Genomic DNA, 18,675 nt, shown 5'->3' with positions numbered 1-18,675 from the left:
CGGTGGCGGCGCGTAGGCTGCGCAGCGTGACGAGCGCGTCGGTAAAGATCATCGACGCCGCACCGGCCGACCCGTTGACTACTCACCGTGAGATCGAGGACACGGGATGAGACTGACCGTCCTCGGTTGCGCGGGCAGCTTCCCGGGCCCCGAGTCGCCCTGCTCGGCCTACCTCCTGGAAGCCGACGGGTTCCGTCTCCTGATCGACTTCGGGGCGGGTTCGCTCTCCACGCTCCAGCGCTACGTCGGGCTGCACGCCCCCGACGCCATCCTCCTCACCCACCTGCACTGCGACCACATGTTCGACGCGGTGTCCTACGTGGTGGTGCGCCGGTACGCGCCGGACGGCCCGTACCCGCCCCTGCCGATGTACGCGCCCTCCGGCGCGCCCGACCGGTTGGCCAGCGCGTACGGGCAGGAGGCGGGCTCCGTGGAGGACGTCTACCAGTTCTACGGCCTCCAACCGGGCACCTTCCCGATCGGCCCGTTCACCGTCACCGTCGACCGGATGAACCACCCGGTCGAGACGTACGGGGTGCGGCTGGAGCACGGCGGCCGGGTGTTCTGCTACTCCGCCGACACCGCGCCCTGCGAGGCGCTGCTGCGCCTCGCGCAGGACGCCGACGTGTTCCTCTGCGAGGCCAGCTATCTGGACGGGGCGGACAACCCGCCGGACCTGCACCTGACCGGCCGGGAGGCCGGGGAGGCGGCCACCAAGGCGGGCGTGGGCCGGCTCCTGCTCACCCACCTCGTCACGGCCTGGGGCAGCGAGTCGCACACCGTCGAGGCCGCGGCCGGGGCGTACGCCGGGTCGATCGAGGTGGTACGGGCCGGCGCCAGCTACGACGTCTGACATCCGCGCGGTGGGCACCCGCAGGCGGGACGGACACGGCACCGCATAGGGTGCAGGCATGGCACGACCTGACGGGCGGCGTCCCGACCAACTTCGACCGGTGACCCTGACCCGGGGCTGGAGCACCCACCCGGAGGGTTCGGTGCTCGTCGAGTTCGGCGCGACCCGGGTGCTCTGCACGGCAAGCGTCACCGAGGGCGTGCCCCGCTGGCGCAAGGGTTCCGGGCTCGGCTGGGTGACCGCCGAGTACGCGATGCTGCCCCGGGCCACCAACACCCGGTCGGACCGGGAGAGCGTGCGGGGCAAGGTCGGCGGGCGGACCCACGAGATCTCCCGCCTGATCGGCCGCAGCCTGCGGGCCTGTGTCGACCTCAAGGCGCTCGGCGAGAACTCGATCGTGCTGGACTGTGACGTGCTCCAGGCCGACGGCGGCACCCGTACCGCCGCGATCACCGGCGCGTACGTGGCGTTGTACGACGCGGTGAGCTGGTTGGCCGCGCGCAAGTCGCTGGCCGGCAAGGTGGAGAACGTGATGCACCGGTCGGTGGCCGCGGTGAGCGTCGGGGTGATCGGCGGCGAGCCGATGCTCGACCTCTGCTACGCCGAGGACGTGACCGCCGAGGTCGACATGAACGTGGTGTGCACCGGCACCGGCGACTTCGTCGAGGTGCAGGGCACCGGCGAGGCCGGGGTCTTCGCCCGCGACCAGCTCGACGCCCTGCTCGACCTGGGTGTGGCGGGCTGCCTGGACCTGGCCGACGCGCAGCGGAAGGCGCTGGACCTGTGACCGACAACAAGGTGCTGCTGGCCACCCGCAACCGCAAGAAGCTCGTCGAGCTCCAGCGGATCCTCGACGGCGCGCTCGGCGCGCACCGGGTGGCCCTGCTCGGCCTCGACGACGTCGAGGAATACCCGGAGCTGCCGGAGACCGGGCTCACCTTCGGCGAGAACGCGCTGATCAAGGCGCGGGAGGGCTGCCGGCGCACCGCCCTGCCGACAATCGCCGACGACTCCGGTCTGGCGGTGGACGCGCTCAACGGCATGCCCGGCGTGTTCAGTGCCCGTTGGTCCGGTCGCCACGGCGACGACCGGGCAAATCTCCAGCTCGTGCTGGACCAGGTCGCCGACGTGCCGGACGAGCACCGGGGCGCGGCGTTCGTCTGCACGGTGGCGTTGGTGCTGCCCGGCGGCAAGGAGCACCTGGTGGACGGTCGACAGTCCGGCCGGCTGCTGCGCGCCCCACGGGGCGACGGCGGCTTCGGCTACGACCCGATCTTCCTCGGTGACGGCCAGGAGCGGACCAACGCGGAGCTGACCCCGCAGGAGAAGGACGCGGTCAGCCACCGCGGCAAGGCGCTGCGCGAGCTGGCCAAACTGGTCGCGAAGGTGCTCCCGCCGGCCACCTGACCCCCGCCGCTGCGCCGCCTCGGGCCTGGCGGCCCGCTCAGCCGAGCGGGCCGGTCTCCCGCTCGATCGCGGCCCGCAGCTCCGGCCCGCGTACGACCTCCCGGGCCGCCTCCATCAGCGGGGCGAGGAACACGTCCGGCCCGGGGTCGCCGATGGTGCCGCCGAGCGCGGCCACCGCCGCCCGGCCCGCCGGCGACGGGGTGAGCGGCCCGCGGAGTTGAAGTCCGCGTACGGCCGACAGCAGCTCCACCGCGAGCAGGCTGGTCAGGTTGTCCAGCACGGTGCGCAGCTTCTTGGTCGCGGCCCAGCCCATCGACACGTGGTCCTCCTGCATGCCGCTTGTGGGCAGCGAGTCGACCGAGGCGGGGGCGGCCAGCCGGCGGTTCTCCGCGACGATGCAGGCGGCGGTGTACTGGGCGATCATCAGACCGGAGTTCACCCCGGCGTCGGGGGACAGGAACGCCGGCAGGTCCCGGTTGCGGGCCACGTCCAGCAGCCGGTCCACCCGGCGTTCGGCGATCGCCCCCACCTCGGCCGCGGCGATGGCCAGGTAGTCGGCGGCGAAGCCGAGTGGCGCACCGTGGAAGTTGCCTGTCGACTCGACCCGCCCGTCCGGCAGCACCACCGGGTTGTCCACCACCGACAGCAACTCCCGGCCCGCCACCACCGCCACGAAGTCGAGCGTGTCCCGGGCCGCGCCGGCCACCTGCGGGGCGCACCGCATCGAGTACGCGTCCTGCACGGCGTGCGCCAGGTCGTCGCGGTGCGAGTCCATCACCGCCGAACGCTGGAGCAGCCGGTGGATGTTCGCCGCCGAGGCGGCCTGGCCGGGGTGCGGGCGGATGGCGTGCAACTCGGGCAGGAACGGTCGCTCGGAGCCGAGCATCGCCTCGATGGCCAGCGCGGCGGTCACGTCGGCCATGGTGAACAGGTGCCGGGCGTCCTGGATCGCCAGCAGCAGCATGCCGAGCATGCCGTCGGTGCCGTTGATCAGCGCCAACCCCTCCTTGGCGGCCAGCGCGACCGGGGACAGCCCGACCCGGCGCAGCGCGTCGGCGGCGGGGACACGCTCGCCGGCCGGGCCGAGCACCCAACCCTCGCCGAGCAGCACCAGCGCGCAGTGCGCAAGCGGCGCCAGGTCGCCGGAGGCGCCCAACGAGCCGTGCTCCGGCACCCACGGGGTGACGTCGTGGTTCAGCAGGTCCACAAGCGCCTCGGCGACCAGCGGGCGTACGCCGGAACGGCCGAACGCCAGCGAGCGGACCCGCAGCAGCATCATGGCGCGGACCACCTCGCGGGGCATCGGCGCGCCCAAACCGGCCGCGTGCGAGCGGATCAGCGCGTGTTGCAGTTCGGCCCGCCGCCCGGGGGCGACGAACGTGTTGGCGAGCGCCCCGAAGCCGGTCGAGACGCCGTACACCGGGCGGCCGGCGGCCTCGATGCCGTCCACGATGGACCGGCTGGCCGCCATCGCCGCGGTGGCGGCCGGGTCGAGCACGACCTTGGCGCTGCCGCGGGCGACCGCGAGCACGTCGGCGGGGGTGACCCCGGTGGGCAGGACGGTCACGTTCGTCATCGCGGCACTCCGTTGTGCAGAACCTGGCGGATCAGTGGCACCCCCGGCCGGTAGGCCAGGTGCAGGTGGGTGGGGGCGTCGAGGACGATCAGGTCGGCCCGCGCCCCCGGGGTCAGCCGGCCGACGTCGGTGCGGCGCAGCGCCGCCGCCCCGCCGGCGGTCGCGGCCCAGACCGCCTCCGCCGGGGTCATCCGCATCTCGCGTACGGCGAGCGCGATGCAGAACGGCATCGACGAGGTGTACGACGAACCGGGGTTGCAGTCGGTGGCAAGCGCCACGGTCACCCCCGCGTCGAGCAGCCGGCGGGCGTCCGGGTAGGGCGAGCGGGTGGAGAACTCCGCGCCGGGCAGCAGCGTGGCCACGGTGACGGTGTGCTCGCCCTCGGCGCACATGCAGTCGATCCGCCGCGAGGCCAGCGCGTCGATGTCGGCGTCGGTCAGGTGGGTGCAGTGGTCGACGCTCGCCGCGCCCAGTTCCACCCCGAGCTGGACACCCGGCCCCGGGCCGAGCTGGTTGGCGTGCACCCGCACGCCCAGACCGGCGGCCTGCCCGCAGGCGAGGACCGTCCGGGCGTGGTCGACGTCGAACGCGCCCCGCTCGCAGAACACGTCGATCCAGCGGGCGTACGGGGCGGCGGCGGCGAGCATCGGCCCGCACACCAGGCCCACGTAGTCGTCCGGGCGGTCGGCGTACTCGGCGGGGACCACGTGCGCGCCGAGGAACGTGGTGTCCTCGCTGAACTCGGCGGCGATCCGCAGCGAGCGGGCCTCGTCGGCGACGGTGAGGCCGTACCCGCTCTTGATCTCGACCGTGGTGGTGCCCTGCCGCAGCATCTCGTCGCGCAGCCGACGCACCGTCGACCGCAGGTCGTCGTCGCCGGCCGCCCGGGTGGAGCCCACCGTGGTGCGGATGCCGCCGCCGGTGTACGGCTCGCCGGCCATCCGGGCGGCGAACTCGCCCGCCCGGTCCCCGGCGAAGACCAGATGGGCGTGGCTGTCCACGAAGCCGGGCAGCACCGCCGCCCCGCCGACGTCGATGCGCCTGTCGGCGGCGGGCGCGTCGCGGGCCGGCCCGACCCAGGCCACCTCGCCGTCGGAGATCAGCAGGGCGGCGTCGCGGCGGATGCCCAGCGGGTCGCCCGGCCGCCCCTCGTTGGTGACCAGCTCGCCGATGTGGTCGACGAGCAGACTGCCGGAGTTCCGCGCCGCCGGTCGGAGCGGGTCGCCGGGGCGCACCGGTCGCTGCGGGAAGCCGAAGGCGCTCACGCCGTCACCGCCGCGACCGCATCTGCCATCTCGGTGGCCACGTCGACGGTCAGGTGCCGGCCGTCGGCCACCACCGGCCGGCCGTCCACCATCACGTGCGTCACGTCGGCGGCGGTGGCGGCGAAGAACGCGCCGACCGGCGGCACCCCGGCGGTGCGGGCGCTGTCCAGCCGTACCGTCACCAGGTCGGCCCGCTGGCCCACGGCGAGCCGGCCGGCGTCGCCCCAGCCCAGCGCGGCGTGCCCGCCGACCGTGGCGGCGGTGAGCAGCGCGGCCGGGCTGAAGTGCCCACGGGCGCGGGTGCGCAGCCGCTCGTCCAGCTCCACGGCCCGCGCCTCCTCGAACAGGTCCACCACCGCGTGGCTGTCGCTGCCCAGACTCAGTGGGCTGCCCGCGTCGGCCATCCGCCGGGCCGGACCGATCCCGTCGGCCAGGTCCCGTTCCGTGGTCGGGCAGAGGCAGACGCCGGTGCGGCTCTCGCCGAGCAGCGCCACGTCGGCGGCGGTCGGGTGGGTGGCGTGCACGGCGGTGGTGTGCCGGCCGAGCACCCCGTGGTCGGACAGCAACCGGGTCGGGGTGCAGCCGTGCACCGCCCGGCAGGCGTCGTTCTCCGCCGGCTGCTCGGACAGGTGCACGTGCAGCGGCAACCCGTTGCGGTCGGCCCAGCCGGCCACCGTGGCGAGCTGCTCGGCCGGCACCGCGCGCACCGAGTGGATGGCCGCGCCGAGCCGGACATGGTCGTCGGACGGGCGGAACGCGTCGACGCGCTCCGCCCAGCGCAGCGCGTCACCGTCGCCGAACCGGCGCTGCGGCCCGGCCAACGGCGTGCCGTCCACACCCCCGGCCAGGTACGCGGTGTCCAGCAGGGTGAGCCGGATGCCGGCGTGCGCGGCGGCCTCCACGAGCGCGTCCGACATGGCGTTCGGGTCCGCGTACGGGGTGCCGCCGGGACCGTGGTGCAGGTAGTGGAACTCGCCCACGCAGGTGATCCCGGCCAGCGCCATCTCCGCGTACGTGGCCCGGGCCAGCGCCAGATAGGAGTCGGGGTCCAGCCGGGTGGCGATCGCGTACATCAGGCTGCGCCACGACCAGAAGTCGCCCCGACCGTCGTGGGTGCGCCCGCGCAGCGCCCGGTGGAAGGCGTGCGAGTGGGCGTTGGCCAGGCCGGGCAGCGTCAGCCCGGGCAGCCGGACCGCGTCGCCGAGCACCTCCACCCCGGCGGTCGGCGAGCCGCCGTGGCCCAGCGGCGTCACCGCGGTGAACCGCCCGTCGACCACCTCGATCAGCACGTCCCGGGTGGGTTCGGCGCGCTCGGGCAGCCAGGCGTACTCGGCCAGCCATTTGCTCAACGGCATGCCAGCTCCTCCAGCACCCGGGCCAGGGCGGCGACCCCGGCGGCGCAGTCGTCGTCGGTGGCGGACTCGGCGGGGGAGTGCGACACCCCGGTCGGGTTGCGCACGAACAGCATCGCGGTGGGCAGGTGCGCCGCCAGCACCCCCGCGTCGTGCCCGGCCCCGGTGGGCAGCACCGGCACGTCGAGCAGCGTGACCAGCCGCCCGGCGAGCCCGCCGTCGAAGGCCACGAGCGGGGTCGCCGACTCCTCGGTGCAGGTCACCCCGGTGCCGTCGCGACCGGCCCGGTCGGTGGCCTTGGCGCGTACCGCCTCGACCAGACCGTGCAGCGTCGCCGCCTCGGCCGCCCGCGCGTCCAGCCAGCCGGTGACCCGGGACGGGATGGCGTTGGTGGCGTTCGGCTCCACCGACACCCGGCCCACGGTGGCGTGCGCGTCGCGCAACCGGGCCTCCTTGTTCGCCGCGAGGACGGTGAACGCGTAGGTGAGCATCGGGTCGCGGCGGTCGGCCATCCGGGTCGTACCGGCGTGGTTGCCCTCGCCGGTGAAGTCGAACCGCCACCGGCCGTGCGGCCAGATCGCGGAGGCCACCGCGACGGCCGCGTCCCGGTCGACGAGTGCCCGACCCTGCTCGACGTGCAGCTCCACGAACGCCGCGAAGCGGCCGAGCAGCGCCGGGTCGGCGCCCGCCGGCCGCCCGCCCAGGGCCTCGGCGAAGGTCGTCCCGGCCTGGTCGCGCAGCCCGGCCGCGCGGTCGACGTCGATCTCGCCGGTGAGCAGCCGCGACCCCAGGCAGGGTACGCCGAACCGGGCGCCCTCCTCCTCCACGAACGCGGCCACCACGATCGGCCGGTCCGGGGTCACGCCGGCGGCCCGCAACTCGTCCACGGCCAGGAACGCGCTGACGATGCCGAGCGGGCCGTCGTACGCGCCGCCGTGCGGCACCGAGTCGAAGTGGCTGCCGGTGAGCACCGCGCCGCCGGCCGCCGGGTCACCCCACCAGGCGAACAGGCTGCCGTTGCCGTCGTCGGACACCGGCATGCCGCGTCGGTCGGCCTGCTCGCGGAACCAGCCGCGCAGCGTGCGCTCCGGCCCGGTCAGCGCGTAGCGCAGGTAGCCGCCGCTGCCGGCGTCCCGCCCGACCGGGGCGATCTCGTCCCACAGCTCCCGGAACCGGTGAGGAAGGGACCCTTCACCTGTGGAATGCGTTAACAAGGGGCCCTTCCTCACTCTGCCATCGGGATGCGGACGTCGGTGCGCGTGGCGACCTCGCGGGCGTCGCCGTAGCCGGCGTCGACGTGCCGGATGACACCCATCGCCGGGTCGTTGGTGAGCACCCGCTCGATCTTCTGCCCGGCCAGCGCGCTGCCGTCGGCGACGCAGACCTGGCCGGCGTGGATCGAACGGCCGATGCCCACCCCGCCACCGTGGTGGATGGACACCCAGGATGCCCCACTGGCGGTGTTCACAAGCGCGTTGAGCAGCGGCCAGTCGGCGATCGCGTCGGAGCCGTCGGCCATCGCCTCGGTCTCCCGGTAAGGGCTGGCCACGCTGCCGCAGTCCAGGTGGTCCCGGCCGATCACCACCGGGGCGCTCAGCTCGCCGGACGCGACCATCTCGTTGAACCGCACCCCGGCGCGGTCCCGCTCGCCGTAGCCGAGCCAGCAGATCCGCGCCGGCAGGCCCTGGAACGCGACCCGCTCGCCGGCCAGCCGGATCCACCGGGCCAGGGACTCGTTCTCCGGGAACAGGTCGAGGATCGCCCGGTCGGTGGCGGCGATGTCCCGCGGGTCGCCGGAGAGCGCGGCCCAGCGGAACGGCCCCCGACCCTCGCAGAACAGCGGCCGGATGTAGGCGGGCACGAAACCGGGGAAGTCGAACGCCCGCTCGTACCCGCCGAGCCTCGCCTCGCCCCGGATCGAGTTGCCGTAGTCGAAGACCTCCGCGCCCGCGTCGAGGAAGCCGACCATCGCCTCCACGTGCTTCGCCATCGAGGCCCGCGCCCGGTCGGTGAACTCGGCCGGCTCGGCCGCCGAGTAGTCCCGCGCGTCGGCCGGCTCCACCCCCTCCGGCAGGTACGACAGCGGGTCGTGGGCGCTGGTCTGGTCCGTGACGATGTCGATCGCGACGCCCCGGCGCAGCAGTTCCGGGAAGACGGTGGCCGCGTTGCCGACCACCCCGACACTCAACGCCCGCCGGTCCCGCTTCGCGGCCAGCGCCCGTTCGACGGCGTCGTCGAGCGAGTCGGCGATCTCGTCGAGGTAGCGGTCGTGCGCCCGCCGCTCCAGCCGGCTCCGGTCCACGTCGACGATCAGGCAGACGCCACCGTTCATGGTGACCGCGAGCGGCTGCGCCCCGCCCATCCCGCCGCATCCGGCGGTCAGCGTCAACGTGCCGGCCAGGGTGTCCCCGAACCGTTTCGCGGCCACCGCCGCGAACGTCTCGTAGGTGCCCTGGAGGATGCCCTGGGTGCCGATGTAGATCCACGAGCCGGCGGTCATCTGCCCGTACATGGTCAGGCCGAGCGACTCCAGGCGGCGGAACTCCGGCCAGGTGGCCCAGTCACCGACCAGGTTGGAGTTGGCAAGCAGCACCCGGGGCGCCCATTCGTGGGTGCGCAGCACCCCGACCGGGCGGCCGGACTGCACAAGCATCGTCTCGTCGTCGCGCAGCTCGGTGAGCGTACGCACCAGCGCGTGGTACGACGGCCAGTCCCGGGCCGCCCGGCCGGTGCCGCCGTAGACCACCAGGTCGTCGGGGCGCTCGGCCACCTCCGGATCGAGGTTGTTCATCAGCATCCGCAGGGCGGCCTCCTGCGGCCACCCCTTCGCGGTGCGGGCGGTGCCGCGGGCGGCGCGGACGGGCTGGTGCATCTCGTACTCCTCTCAGCCGAGGAACAACTGGCGGCGGGCGGCGGACGACTCGAACGCCTCGAGCCGGGTCTGGGTCTCGGTCGGCGCGGCGTCGCAGATCGCCTGCAACACCACCATGGCCAGGGTCATCGGGGCGGTGTGCAGGTCGAAGACCAGGTCGGTGCCGACGGCGGCGGGCAGCACCACGTCGGCGTGCTCGGTGACCGGGCTCACCGGCGAGTCGGTGATGGCCACGACGGTCAGCCCGGCGTCCCGGGCCTCGCGCAGCGCGTCCAGGGTCTCCCGGGGATAGCGGGGCAGGACGAGGGCGAGCAGCGCGGTGGCGCCGGCCGCCGCGGCCTGGTCGAGCCGGTCGACGAGCAGGCTGCCGCCGTCGTCGAGGACCCGGACGTCCGGGTGCACCTTGGCGGCGAAGTAGGCGAAGTAGGCGGCCAGCGGCGCGGCGGCGCGCAGGCCGAGCACCGGCAGCGGTCGGCTGGCGGCGAGGAGTTCGCCCACCTCGGCGATCCGGTCGGCGTCGGCGAGGTGGGCGGCGAGCCGGTCGAGGTTGTCCCGTTCGGCGTGCACCGCGCGTTGCAGCGGGTTCCCGGCGGCGACCGGCCCGGTGGGGCCGTGCGCGGTCAGCTCCCGCAGCCGGCGGCGCAGCGCGGGATAGCCGTCGTGTCCGAGCGCCATGGCGAACCGGGTCACCGACGGCTGGCTGACGCCGGCCAGCTCGGCCACCTCCGCGGCAGACAGATAGGCGACCGCGCCGCTGTGTCGCACCAGGCAGTGGGCGATCCGGCGTTGGGTGGGGGTGAGCCGCACGCCGTGCAGCAGGTCGAGCAGGCGCTCGGCTCCGGCCGCACTGCCTTCATTCATGGGCAGACTCTATGCATAGAAAATTTCATCGTGCAAGCGCTCTGTACTATCCGCACGGCGGGGTGAGTAGAGGAGTGGGACGCATGCAACCGGTTGGTCCATACAGGTTCACCGAGGTGATGGGCGTCTGTCAGGTCGGCAAGGTGTGGTGGGCCATCGACGGGCAGGACCGGTTGGTGACGGTGGCGGTGCTGGAGGGCGCCGCGGCGGCCGACCTGCCGTGGCGGGAAGCCTTCGCCAACGCCGCCGGCGCCATGGCACTGACCCCGGGCGGCCAGCGCTACGTCAACGCCGACTTCGCCGCGGCGACACCGTGGGCGGCCTACCCCTACGAGGAGGGGATGGGCGGGCAGCGCCTGTTCCAGAACCTCGGCATGGACGTGCACCCAGCCGAGACGGAGGCGGAGACCCTGATCCCGGAGGCCGGCCCGGTGGCCGACCCGCCGCAGCAGATCTCGGCGATGCCGGTCTCCGGCAGCACCCCGACCTCGGGCGCGCCCCTGCCGTGGGCGATGCACGCCCCGGTCGGGCCGCAGCCGGTCTCCGCGCCGCCGCAGCCGGTCTCGTCGGTACCGCAGCAGGTGTCGTCGGTGCCGCAGCAGGTGTCGTCGGTGCCGCACCAGGTGTCGTCCCCACCGGTCAGCACGTCCCCGTCCGACCCGTTCACCTCGCCGCAGCGCCGCATCGCACCCTCCGACCCCCGCCTGCGCCGTAGCGGCCTGCTCCGGGCGCTGGTGACGCTGGCCGTGCTGATCCTCGCCGCCGCGGGCGGCGTGGTCGTGTTCGTGGGCACGAGCGACAACGACCCGCCGCCGCCCCCGTACACGCTTGAGGAACGCGCCACCGCCATCGCCTCTCCGGCGGTGGTCTATGTGGAGGCGGTGTTCACCGGCTACCTGCGCGACAAGGTGACCAAGGCGCCGCTGCGGGCCGGACCGGTCACCTTCAACCGCCGCTGCACCGGCTTCGTGGTCAGTTCCGCCGGCCACGTGCTCACCAACAACCTCTGCGTCCGGCCCGCCGCCGACACCGCCCGGCAGAACGCCCTCTACGCGCTGGGCCAGACGCTGATCGCGGAGAAGAAGCTCGAATCCGGCAAGCTCGACGAATACGTCGCGACGAACCTCCGGACGACGGTGCTCACCGGCGTCGACTCCCAACCGGAACCGCAGGTCCGCCTCTTCGGGCAGCTCAACGTGAGCCGGGGCAACCGCACCGACAACCCGGCCGTCCCCGGTGAGATCGTCAAGGCGTGGGACGCCGCCGCCGGCAACGTCGCCCTGGTCAAGCTCGCCGACGAGAACCTGCCCGTCGCGGAGCTGAACACGTCGGCCGAGATCCAGCCGGGGGCGTCGCTGCTGTCGTTCGGCTACGGCACGAGCGAGAAGGACCCACGCACCGCCACCTACACCGTCGGATCCAAGCAGGTGACGGTGACCGCCTGGGGCAGCCAGGGGCCGGTGTCGGTGTTCCGGGTCAACGACGACGTCGGCAGCCACTCCCGGGGCGGCCCGGTCGTCGACACGAGCGGTCGGGTCGTCGGCATCCTCGACAACGACGAGTCCTCGCCCACCAAGGAGAACCGGGTGGTCGTGCCGGCGTCCACGCTCGGCGCCCTGCTCGCCGAGGCAGGTGTCACCGCGGAACTGGGCAACCGGGACAAGCGCTACCGCAGCGGGCTGGACGCCTACTTCGCCGGCCAGTACCCGGTCGCGATCCGGCAACTGCGCGCCACCGTGACCGACTCGCCCACGAACCTCGTGGCTGAGACGTACCGCCGGAACGCCGCCGACCGGCAGGCCATCGCCGACCGGGCGCAGACGTTCCCGACCTGGGCCGTCTACCTGCTCGCCGGGCTCGGTGCCGCGTTGCTCGTGACACTTGTCGCCCTGCTGGTGGTGCGCGCCCGCCGCCGCTCGTGAGCGCCGGCCTCAGGTGGCGGTGCGGATGAGCGACAGCGGCTTCGGCTGGTAGCCGGCCAGGTAACGGGCCGGCTCGGCGCCCAGCACGGTGCCGAGCAGCGCGCCGAAGACGTCACGGAAGTCCGTCGTCGCCTTGAGATCGCCGGCGTCGAGGTCGGTCAGGCTCGGGTGTTCGCCGTGCAGCCCGCCCACGACCCGAGGGCCGAGCACGAACACCGGACCGGCCGTGCCGTGGTCGGTGCCGTCGGACGCGTTCGCCCGGACCCGGCGGCCGAACTCGCTGTAGACGACCACGGACACCCGTCGGCCGGCCGACGTCCGGCCGAGCCGCTCCACGAACGACGACAACGCCTCGTCGAGCTGGCGGAGCAGCGCCTCCTGCCCGATCCGCTCCTGGGCGTGGGTGTCGAACCCGCCGAGGCTCACCGAGTAGACCCGGGTGGGCACCCCGGCCTCCACGCACCGCGCCACCAGCGCGAGCTGACCGGCCAGGGAGACCGCGCCGCCGGTCGCCGTCGCGACCGGACGGTCGGTCGGAGCGGTGACCGCCTGGCCGTGCTCCGCCTGTCGGACCAGTGAGTCCACGTCCAACAGGTCCCGGTACGCCTGCGCCGCGCGGGCCTGCAACTCGGACTCGCCGTCCTGGGTTCCCCCCAACGCGGCGACCATGCCGGCGTCGACCCCGGGCGGCAGCCGCAGCCCGTTGATGGCCACGCAGGCGCCGAACTGCCGTTCACCGACCAGCAGCGGCGGGAGTACCGGCTCGAAGCTGACCGCCGTCTCGGCGGAGGCGCGGGTGCCGTCGAGCCAGCGGCCCACCCAGCCGGTGGCGACGGGCAGCTCCGGCGACGCCGTCTGCCAGATGTCCATCGACCGGAAGTGGCTGCGGTCGGGCCGGGGATAGCCGACGCCCAGCACGATGCCCACCTGCTGGCGGTCCCAGAGGCGCTTCAGTCCGGTGAGGACCGGGTTGAGGCCGAGCGCGTCGTCGAGACGCAGCACCTCCTCCGGGTCGTACGCCAGCTCCGGCCGCGCGGAGTGGTACGCCGGATCGGCGTACGGCACGACCGTGTTGAGCCCGTCGTTGCCGCCGTAGAGGGTGACCACCACGAGGCGATCGGCCTGGTCGTCCGGATCGGCCCCCGGATGCCGGGCCGTGGCGAGGAGCTCGGCCAGCCCGATCCCGCCGGCGGCGACCGCGGCGGCCCCGCCGGCGGCGGCCGAGGCGAGGAGGAACCTGCGGCGAGTCAGTGCATCCATCTCAGTTCACCAGATATTCCGGGCTCACCAGGCCGAGGGTGAGGAGCTGCCGGGGACTGCCCGCTCGCTTCAGGGCCAGGTAGGTGCGATTCGTCCAGGTGTCCACGGCGAGGAGTTCCGCCAGCCGCTCCGGATTCATCCGGTCGACGCCGTCGCCCCGGTCGGTGTCGGCGAGCCCGGCGAGCACGTCGGCCAGGCCCAGCCGGGTCTGCGCCGCCGCCGAGCTGAGCCAGGCCGTCCCGGCCGGCCAGCCGCCCACGCTCTGCGGCGCGAAGGGAACCTGCCCGAGACCGGTCAGGCCGGTGGTGAGCTGGTGCAGCGTCTGCGCGGAGAGCTGGGCCGGCCGAAGGCCGAGCTGCCGCAGCGCGCCGACCAACCACTCGACCGGCTGCTTCACCAGCCGGTGCCGGCCCGAGCGGAACTCGTCGTCGGTCAGCAGGGCGCGCAGCATCCGGATGCCCACCGGAAAGGCGGCCACCATCCGCTGCTGCGTCGAGCGGGGGATCGGCTCGGTCGACGAGCCGTAGCGGAACCACATGCGGGCGGCGACGAACCGCGCGCACGCCGGCTGCTTGACGAGGTGGCCGACGAGGGTGAAGGCGTCGAAGTGGGCGGTGGTGCCGAGGATCGTCTTGGGCCCGGCGTCGTGGTCCTCGGGGAAGAAGATCGCCGTGGCCGGCACGCCGAGATCGGTCCGCCAGCCGGTCAGCGCCCGCCCCGCCTCCTTGACGTCCCGCTCGGTGTAGTTGCCGATGCCCAGCAGGAAGAGTTCCATCAACTCGCGGCCCAGGTTCTCGTTCGGCGCGTCCTTCGTGTTGAGCTGTCCGTCGAGCCAGTAGACCAGGGCCGGGTCGCAGACGAGCTTCCGGGCCATCACCCGGATGTCCGGCGAGCTGCGCATCTTCTGGTGCTGCGCCAGCATGAACTGCGGGCTGCCCACCTTGCGGATCGACGTGGCCCAGTGCCCGTGCCAGAAGAACAGCAGCTTCTCGGCGGCCTGGTGGTCGGCGACGGTGAGTCGGTCGAGCCACCACCTGATGATGGCGTCGGTGTGTTCCCGGCGGGTCGACTCGGCGGCGGCCCGCTGCTCGACCGTCGGATCGGGGAGGTCGTCGAAGGGATCCCGGCCCAGCTCCGGAACCGGTGCGGTGGCGGCCCCCCGATCCGGCCCGGCCGGCGAGGTCAGCCGTGCGACGGTCGCCGCGTAACCGGCCTGGCGCGCCGACGCCACTTCGGACGCTGTCGGGCCGAAGGTCGCCCGCCGCAACAGCATCGCGACGTCATCCCTCATTCGCCCAACCATAGGTGCCGACTCGCGGATCCGGTAACCCGGTCCCCGCTCCGGGCTATCCGGACGGCCGCACCGCGACCAGCCCGAGCAGGTTCGCCGGCAGCCGCCGCAGCACCCGTACGGCGGCCGCGAGCGAGTCCGCGTCGGTCGACCCGACGTGGGCGGTCACCACTGTGGCGTCGGTGGCGCCGACCAGGAGCAGTGTGTCCGCCTCGGACAGCAGCGGTGGGCCCACGACCAGCACCAGGATCCCGTCGAGGCGCAACGCCTTCACCAGGTCTGCCAGCCGGTCCGACCGGAGCGGCCCGGCCCCGGCCGGCCCGGCCGGGAGGACACGCAGCGGCACGTCCGGTCGCCACCCCACCAGCGCGGCGTGCACCGGCGCCCCGTCGCGCAGGACCGTCGTCAGGCCGTAGTCGTTGCCGACGCCGAACAACTCGTGCACGGAGGGGCGGTCGGGGTCGGCGTCGACCAGGACCACCGGCTCGCCGGCCAGCGCGAACGCGATTCCGAGGTTGGCCGCGGTGACCGCCGCCCCCGCGCCGGTGGTGGGTTCCACCACGGCGACGCTGGTGAGCGGGCCACCGGCCGCCTGGAGGCGGACGTTCGTCCGGAACCGCCGCAGCTCCTCCACCCGGTCGGGCGCCCCGTCGGGCGCGAGCGGGGCCGGGCCCGCCGACACGGCGTCGGTCAGCAGGACGAGGTCCGCCACCTCGGCGGCGTGCTGCGGGTCCCGGACGGCGCGTTCCCGCGCGTACCGCCCGAGCGCGGTGACCGCCGCGACGACCAGCCCACCGGCGAGACCCAGGCCGACATCGGTCAGCGGTCGCGGCGACTCCGGCGACTCCGGTGCCACCGCCTGGCGTACCACGGTGACCTTCACCGGCGACCGGTCGACGCCGGCCGGCCGCTCGACCCGGGCGATGTACGCGGGGATCTCCTCCGCGACGGCGTTGGCGATGTCCCGGGCCCGCTCCGGCTCGGTGTCGTCGACCTCGACGGTCAGCACGGCGGTGCTGGCCCTGCTGGTCACGGTGATCCGCGACATCAGCTCCTGCGGCGAGTAGGGCAGCCCCAGCCTCGCGGTCACCGCCGCGGCCACCTCGGCGCTGTTGGCGACCTCGGTGTACGACCGGACGCGTTGCAGGATGTAGTTGCCGCCGGTGTCGAGCTGCCGGACGTCGTTCGTCGGGAAGTTCGGCGAGCACAGCAGCCGCGCCTGCGCCCGGTAGACCGGGGTCTGCGACGCTGCCGCCAGCCCACCGCCGACCCCGCCGAGCAGCACCAGGATCAGCACCGTCCACCGGTACCGGCGCAGTGCCCGCAGGTGGTGCCGGGGCGTCAGCTCGGTCCAGCCGCGGACCGCCAGCAGGGACCGGTCGACTGCGGCACGTACGCCGTCGCGGCCGCGTGCCGCCGGCTTCGGTGAGCCGGAAACCGCGGCCGGCCGGGGTTCACCGACGAGCCTCACCTGTGGTCCTTCCCTTTGCGCTCAACGACCCGGAACCCGCACCGGCCGGCGGCACGGACGTCCGCGCCGCCGGGTGGTCCGCGTCGACGTCCGCGTCGACGACGGCCAGGCCGGCGGCCAGGATCAACACGGCCGCGGCACACGGCCACAGATAGAAGTCGAAGAAGAAGATCTGCGCCGTCATCCCCACGACCAGCAGCCGGGCGGCCAGCGACCGGGCCCTGACCAACAACGCCACCAGGAGGGCGACGAACGGCAGCAGCGTCACCAGTCCCAGGTCGTACCAGAGGGTGAGGAAGCTGTTGTCGAACGTCTGCGCCAGGTGGTCACCGATGCCCACCTCCTGGAAGAAGCGGACGTGCGCTTCCGGCCCGAGACCGAACAGCATCCGGTCGACGCTGTCGGTGAGCGCCTGCCACGCCACCTCGTACCGGCTGTAGCGGGCCGTCGCGGAGCTGGACCCGCCGACGTTGGACAGCCGCGCGCGCAGCATCTCGACGGTGCCCCGCACCGGCGCGGGGCCGGCCAGCGCCAGCGCGGTCGCCGCGGCGACGGTGGCCGCGGCGACGGCGACGCCACGGCGGGTCAGCCTCGGCCGCCGGGCGACGTACCAGACCGCGAGGGCGCATCCCGTGCCGATCCAGGCGCTGCGCGAGCCGGAGAGCAGCAACCCCACCGCGCCGGCGGCGAACGGCACCGGCCAGGCCCGGCCGCGTAGGGCGAGCGCGACGCACATGGACATCAGGCAGTAGGTGCCGTAGACGATCGGATGGCCCATCGTGGCGACGGACCGGCCGGCGCCGGCCGACGAGGTGAAGGCGTTGCTGACGGCCAGTTCGTCCAGGACCGGCCAGGTGCCGGTGGCCCGCTGGTAGATCGCGAGGAGCGCCAGTGGCACGCCCAGCCAGGCGAAGAACCGGGCCAGCCGGACGAACGCCGCCGGCTGGCGACGAGCCTCCGCCACCACGTGCCAGGTGATGACGGCGTAGCAGACGAACGGGGTGAGCGCGAACAGCAGATCCTTCGGCCCGCTCCAGTGCGCCAGCGCGGCGACGACCCCCGCGACGGGCAGCACGAACCCGGCCATCCCGGCGGACGCGAGCGGCGTGTCGGGGCGCAGCTGCTGGAGCCGGCCGTAGAGGGCGATGGCGGTCGCGGCCAGCAGCACGATCCACACCGTCTTGGTCGAGCCGCCGAGCCGAACGGTGACCGGCACCAGGAACAGCACCGTGAAGAGCGCGTGGTTCAGTCGGGCCGGGGTCCAGAGCGCCCAGCCGGTCAGCGCGACCATGGCCGTGGCCACCGCCGGGACCGGCCACCGGACGGCGAGCACGCCGGCCGTCACCGCCAGCGCCGCCGGCGGCCCGATCGACCACGGCGACCGGGTCACCGGCGGTCCGTCCGCAGCTCCTCCAGGTAGGAGACGAACTGCGGCGCCGACGACGGTGCCGCGGTCAGCTCACCTGCCCGCCGGGCGGCGGCGGACCGGAGCCGGCCGACCGCCCCCGCGTCCGCGGCCAGGTCCAGCAGGGCCCGCGCCAGCGCCCCGGCGTCCGGCTCCACCAGCACTCCACCGCCGTCGGTGAGGAGTTCGGTGGTGGCGCCGGCGCGGTAGCCGATCACCGGGGTGCCTGCCATCAGCGACTCCACGGTGACCCGGCCGTAGGCCTCGTTGCGGGACAGCATCAGTGTCGCGTCCGCCGCCGCGTAGAGCGGGTACGGATCGTCCGCCCAGGCGGAGACGTCGACGAGGTGACCGACGCCGTGCCGTTCGGCGAGTTCCCGAACGGCACGCTGGGCGACCGGGTCGCCGACGCCGGCCAGCGTCAGCCGCAGCGGGCACCCGGCCCGCAGGCAGTGCCCGAGCGCCTCGATGGCGTCCGCCTGTCCCTTCTCCGGCGTGAACCGCCCGAGCAGCACCAGTCGCGCCAGCCCGTGTGCGCCCGCCGGCCCGTGGCCGCCGGACGGGGCCGGCGGCCGTACCGCGCCGGGCTCGACCGAGGGCGGGACGACCCGCAGCTTCGCCCCGACGCCGGGCGCCGCGGCCAGCAACTGCCCGGCGACGTACCGCGAGATGGCGACGACGCCCACCGACCGGGCGGCGATGATCCGGGCGATCGTCCGGCGGGGCAGGGCGGAGCGCAGGCTCGGGTTGGTCAGCAGGCTCTCCCGGACCGTCCAGACATGCCGGACGCCCGCCAACCGGGCGGCGATCGCGCCGGCCGGCACCACGGCCGAGTTGGTGACCACCAGATCGGGCCGCGCCCGCCGCAGGAACCGCCGGTACCGGGGCACCGAGGCCAGCGCCTGGACCGACCGCAGCACGCCGACCGGGCCGAGGTGCCGCCGGCCCATCCACAGCCGGGTCGGCAGGACCGTCACGGCGGCGCCCGCCGCGGTCAGCTCGGACTCCAGCGGACCCGCCGCCGGCAGCGTGACGGTGATCCGGTGCCCCCGGACCTGGGCCGCCTCCCGCACGAGCGCGACCAGCGAACGTTCCGCGCCCATCAGCTCCGCCGAGTGGCTCACGAACAGCAGGTGCACC

The 18,675-nt window shown here is 74.2% G+C and carries 15 protein-coding genes; 4 read left to right on the top strand and 11 right to left on the bottom strand.

The features are described from left to right. Positions 1-106 precede the first annotated feature (106 nt). From ACLQ2X_RS12375 to rdgB, 3 genes are read left to right on the top strand one after another with little or no spacing between them, the layout of a single operon-like run. Positions 107-853 carry an MBL fold metallo-hydrolase gene (locus ACLQ2X_RS12375; RefSeq protein ID WP_425681138.1) on the top strand — a complete coding sequence of 249 codons (747 nt, stop codon included), beginning with the start codon at positions 107-109 and terminating at the stop codon, positions 851-853. Between the two features lie 58 nt (positions 854-911). Then, positions 912-1,640, top strand: coding sequence for a ribonuclease PH (rph, locus tag ACLQ2X_RS12370; RefSeq protein ID WP_425681137.1), 729 nt, complete (start codon positions 912-914; stop codon positions 1,638-1,640). Next, complete coding sequence (gene rdgB / locus ACLQ2X_RS12365) at positions 1,637-2,260, top strand: RdgB/HAM1 family non-canonical purine NTP pyrophosphatase (RefSeq protein WP_425681136.1); 624 nt, start codon at positions 1,637-1,639, stop codon at positions 2,258-2,260. Before rph ends, rdgB begins: the two co-directional genes overlap by 4 nt. 37 nt (positions 2,261-2,297) lie before the next feature. On the opposite strand, the gene hutH is transcribed toward rdgB, so the two are convergent. The 6 genes from hutH to ACLQ2X_RS12335 are packed head-to-tail and all read right to left on the bottom strand — an operon-like array spanning position 2,298 to position 10,186. Continuing rightward, positions 2,298-3,836: a histidine ammonia-lyase gene (hutH, locus tag ACLQ2X_RS12360; RefSeq protein ID WP_425681135.1), complete on the bottom strand. Its 1,539-nt coding sequence runs from the start codon at positions 3,834-3,836 to the stop codon at positions 2,298-2,300. Beyond that, positions 3,833-5,071 carry an imidazolonepropionase gene (gene hutI / locus ACLQ2X_RS12355; protein ID WP_425681389.1) on the bottom strand — a complete coding sequence of 413 codons (1,239 nt, stop codon included), beginning with the start codon at positions 5,069-5,071 and terminating at the stop codon, positions 3,833-3,835. The genes hutH and hutI overlap by 4 nt, the downstream gene beginning before the upstream one ends. Positions 5,072-5,097: 26 nt before the next feature. Beyond that, complete coding sequence (locus ACLQ2X_RS12350; protein ID WP_425681388.1) at positions 5,098-6,450, bottom strand: formimidoylglutamate deiminase; 1,353 nt, start codon at positions 6,448-6,450, stop codon at positions 5,098-5,100. After that, a complete protein-coding gene (locus ACLQ2X_RS12345; RefSeq protein ID WP_425681134.1) occupies positions 6,447-7,667 on the bottom strand; it encodes an allantoate amidohydrolase in 1,221 nt (406 codons plus the stop codon). The genes ACLQ2X_RS12350 and ACLQ2X_RS12345 overlap by 4 nt, the downstream gene beginning before the upstream one ends. 11 nt (positions 7,668-7,678) lie before the next feature. After that, positions 7,679-9,325 carry a urocanate hydratase gene (hutU, locus tag ACLQ2X_RS12340; RefSeq protein ID WP_425681133.1) on the bottom strand — a complete coding sequence of 549 codons (1,647 nt, stop codon included), beginning with the start codon at positions 9,323-9,325 and terminating at the stop codon, positions 7,679-7,681. A gap of 12 nt (positions 9,326-9,337) precedes the next feature. Further along, positions 9,338-10,186: a MurR/RpiR family transcriptional regulator gene (locus ACLQ2X_RS12335; RefSeq protein WP_425681132.1), complete on the bottom strand. Its 849-nt coding sequence runs from the start codon at positions 10,184-10,186 to the stop codon at positions 9,338-9,340. 119 nt (positions 10,187-10,305) lie between these two features. Between ACLQ2X_RS12335 and ACLQ2X_RS12330 the strand changes: the two genes are divergently transcribed. Further along, positions 10,306-12,108, top strand: coding sequence for a trypsin-like peptidase domain-containing protein (locus ACLQ2X_RS12330; RefSeq protein WP_425681387.1), 1,803 nt, complete (start codon positions 10,306-10,308; stop codon positions 12,106-12,108). A 9-nt stretch (positions 12,109-12,117) separates the two neighbouring features. Here the strand turns inward: ACLQ2X_RS12330 and ACLQ2X_RS12325 are convergent, their stop codons facing one another. From ACLQ2X_RS12325 to ACLQ2X_RS12305, 5 genes are read right to left on the bottom strand one after another with little or no spacing between them, the layout of a single operon-like run. After that, a complete protein-coding gene (locus ACLQ2X_RS12325) occupies positions 12,118-13,368 on the bottom strand; it encodes a DUF1501 domain-containing protein (RefSeq protein WP_425681131.1) in 1,251 nt (416 codons plus the stop codon). Position 13,369: 1 nt separating this feature from the next. Continuing rightward, positions 13,370-14,659 (bottom strand): DUF1800 domain-containing protein, encoded by a 1,290-nt coding sequence (locus tag ACLQ2X_RS12320; RefSeq protein ID WP_425681130.1) that lies wholly within the window; start codon positions 14,657-14,659, stop codon positions 13,370-13,372. A 55-nt stretch (positions 14,660-14,714) separates the two neighbouring features. Next, a complete protein-coding gene (locus ACLQ2X_RS12315) occupies positions 14,715-16,130 on the bottom strand; it encodes a hypothetical protein (RefSeq protein WP_425681129.1) in 1,416 nt (471 codons plus the stop codon). Next, positions 16,114-17,520 carry an O-antigen ligase family protein gene (locus ACLQ2X_RS12310; protein WP_425681128.1) on the bottom strand — a complete coding sequence of 469 codons (1,407 nt, stop codon included), beginning with the start codon at positions 17,518-17,520 and terminating at the stop codon, positions 16,114-16,116. Before ACLQ2X_RS12310 ends, ACLQ2X_RS12315 begins: the two co-directional genes overlap by 17 nt. Beyond that, positions 17,517-18,674: a glycosyltransferase family 4 protein gene (locus ACLQ2X_RS12305; RefSeq protein ID WP_425681127.1), complete on the bottom strand. Its 1,158-nt coding sequence runs from the start codon at positions 18,672-18,674 to the stop codon at positions 17,517-17,519. Before ACLQ2X_RS12305 ends, ACLQ2X_RS12310 begins: the two co-directional genes overlap by 4 nt. Position 18,675 lies beyond the last annotated feature (1 nt).

The sequence above is a fragment of the Micromonospora sp. DT31 genome, from assembly GCF_049841795.1.
Taxonomy (GTDB): Bacteria; Actinomycetota; Actinomycetes; order Mycobacteriales; family Micromonosporaceae; genus Micromonospora.
The sequence above is the reverse complement of the archived record's forward strand: the minus strand, read 5'-3'. Positions and strand labels throughout refer to the sequence as shown.

Excerpts from the sequence above, each read along its gene's own strand:
- ACLQ2X_RS12375 (WP_425681138.1), top strand. The coding sequence starts at position 107 with ATGAGACTGACCGTCCTCGGTTGCGCGGGCAGCTTCCCGGGCCCCGAG.
- rph (WP_425681137.1), top strand. The coding sequence starts at position 912 with ATGGCACGACCTGACGGGCGGCGTCCCGACCAACTTCGACCGGTGACC.
- hutH (WP_425681135.1), bottom strand. The coding sequence starts at position 3,836 with ATGACGAACGTGACCGTCCTGCCCACCGGGGTCACCCCCGCCGACGTG.
- hutU (WP_425681133.1), bottom strand. The coding sequence starts at position 9,325 with ATGCACCAGCCCGTCCGCGCCGCCCGCGGCACCGCCCGCACCGCGAAG.
- ACLQ2X_RS12335 (WP_425681132.1), bottom strand. The coding sequence starts at position 10,186 with ATGAATGAAGGCAGTGCGGCCGGAGCCGAGCGCCTGCTCGACCTGCTG.
- ACLQ2X_RS12330 (WP_425681387.1), top strand. The coding sequence starts at position 10,306 with ATGGGCGTCTGTCAGGTCGGCAAGGTGTGGTGGGCCATCGACGGGCAG.
- ACLQ2X_RS12325 (WP_425681131.1), bottom strand. The coding sequence starts at position 13,368 with ATGGATGCACTGACTCGCCGCAGGTTCCTCCTCGCCTCGGCCGCCGCC.
- ACLQ2X_RS12320 (WP_425681130.1), bottom strand. The coding sequence starts at position 14,659 with ATGAGGGATGACGTCGCGATGCTGTTGCGGCGGGCGACCTTCGGCCCG.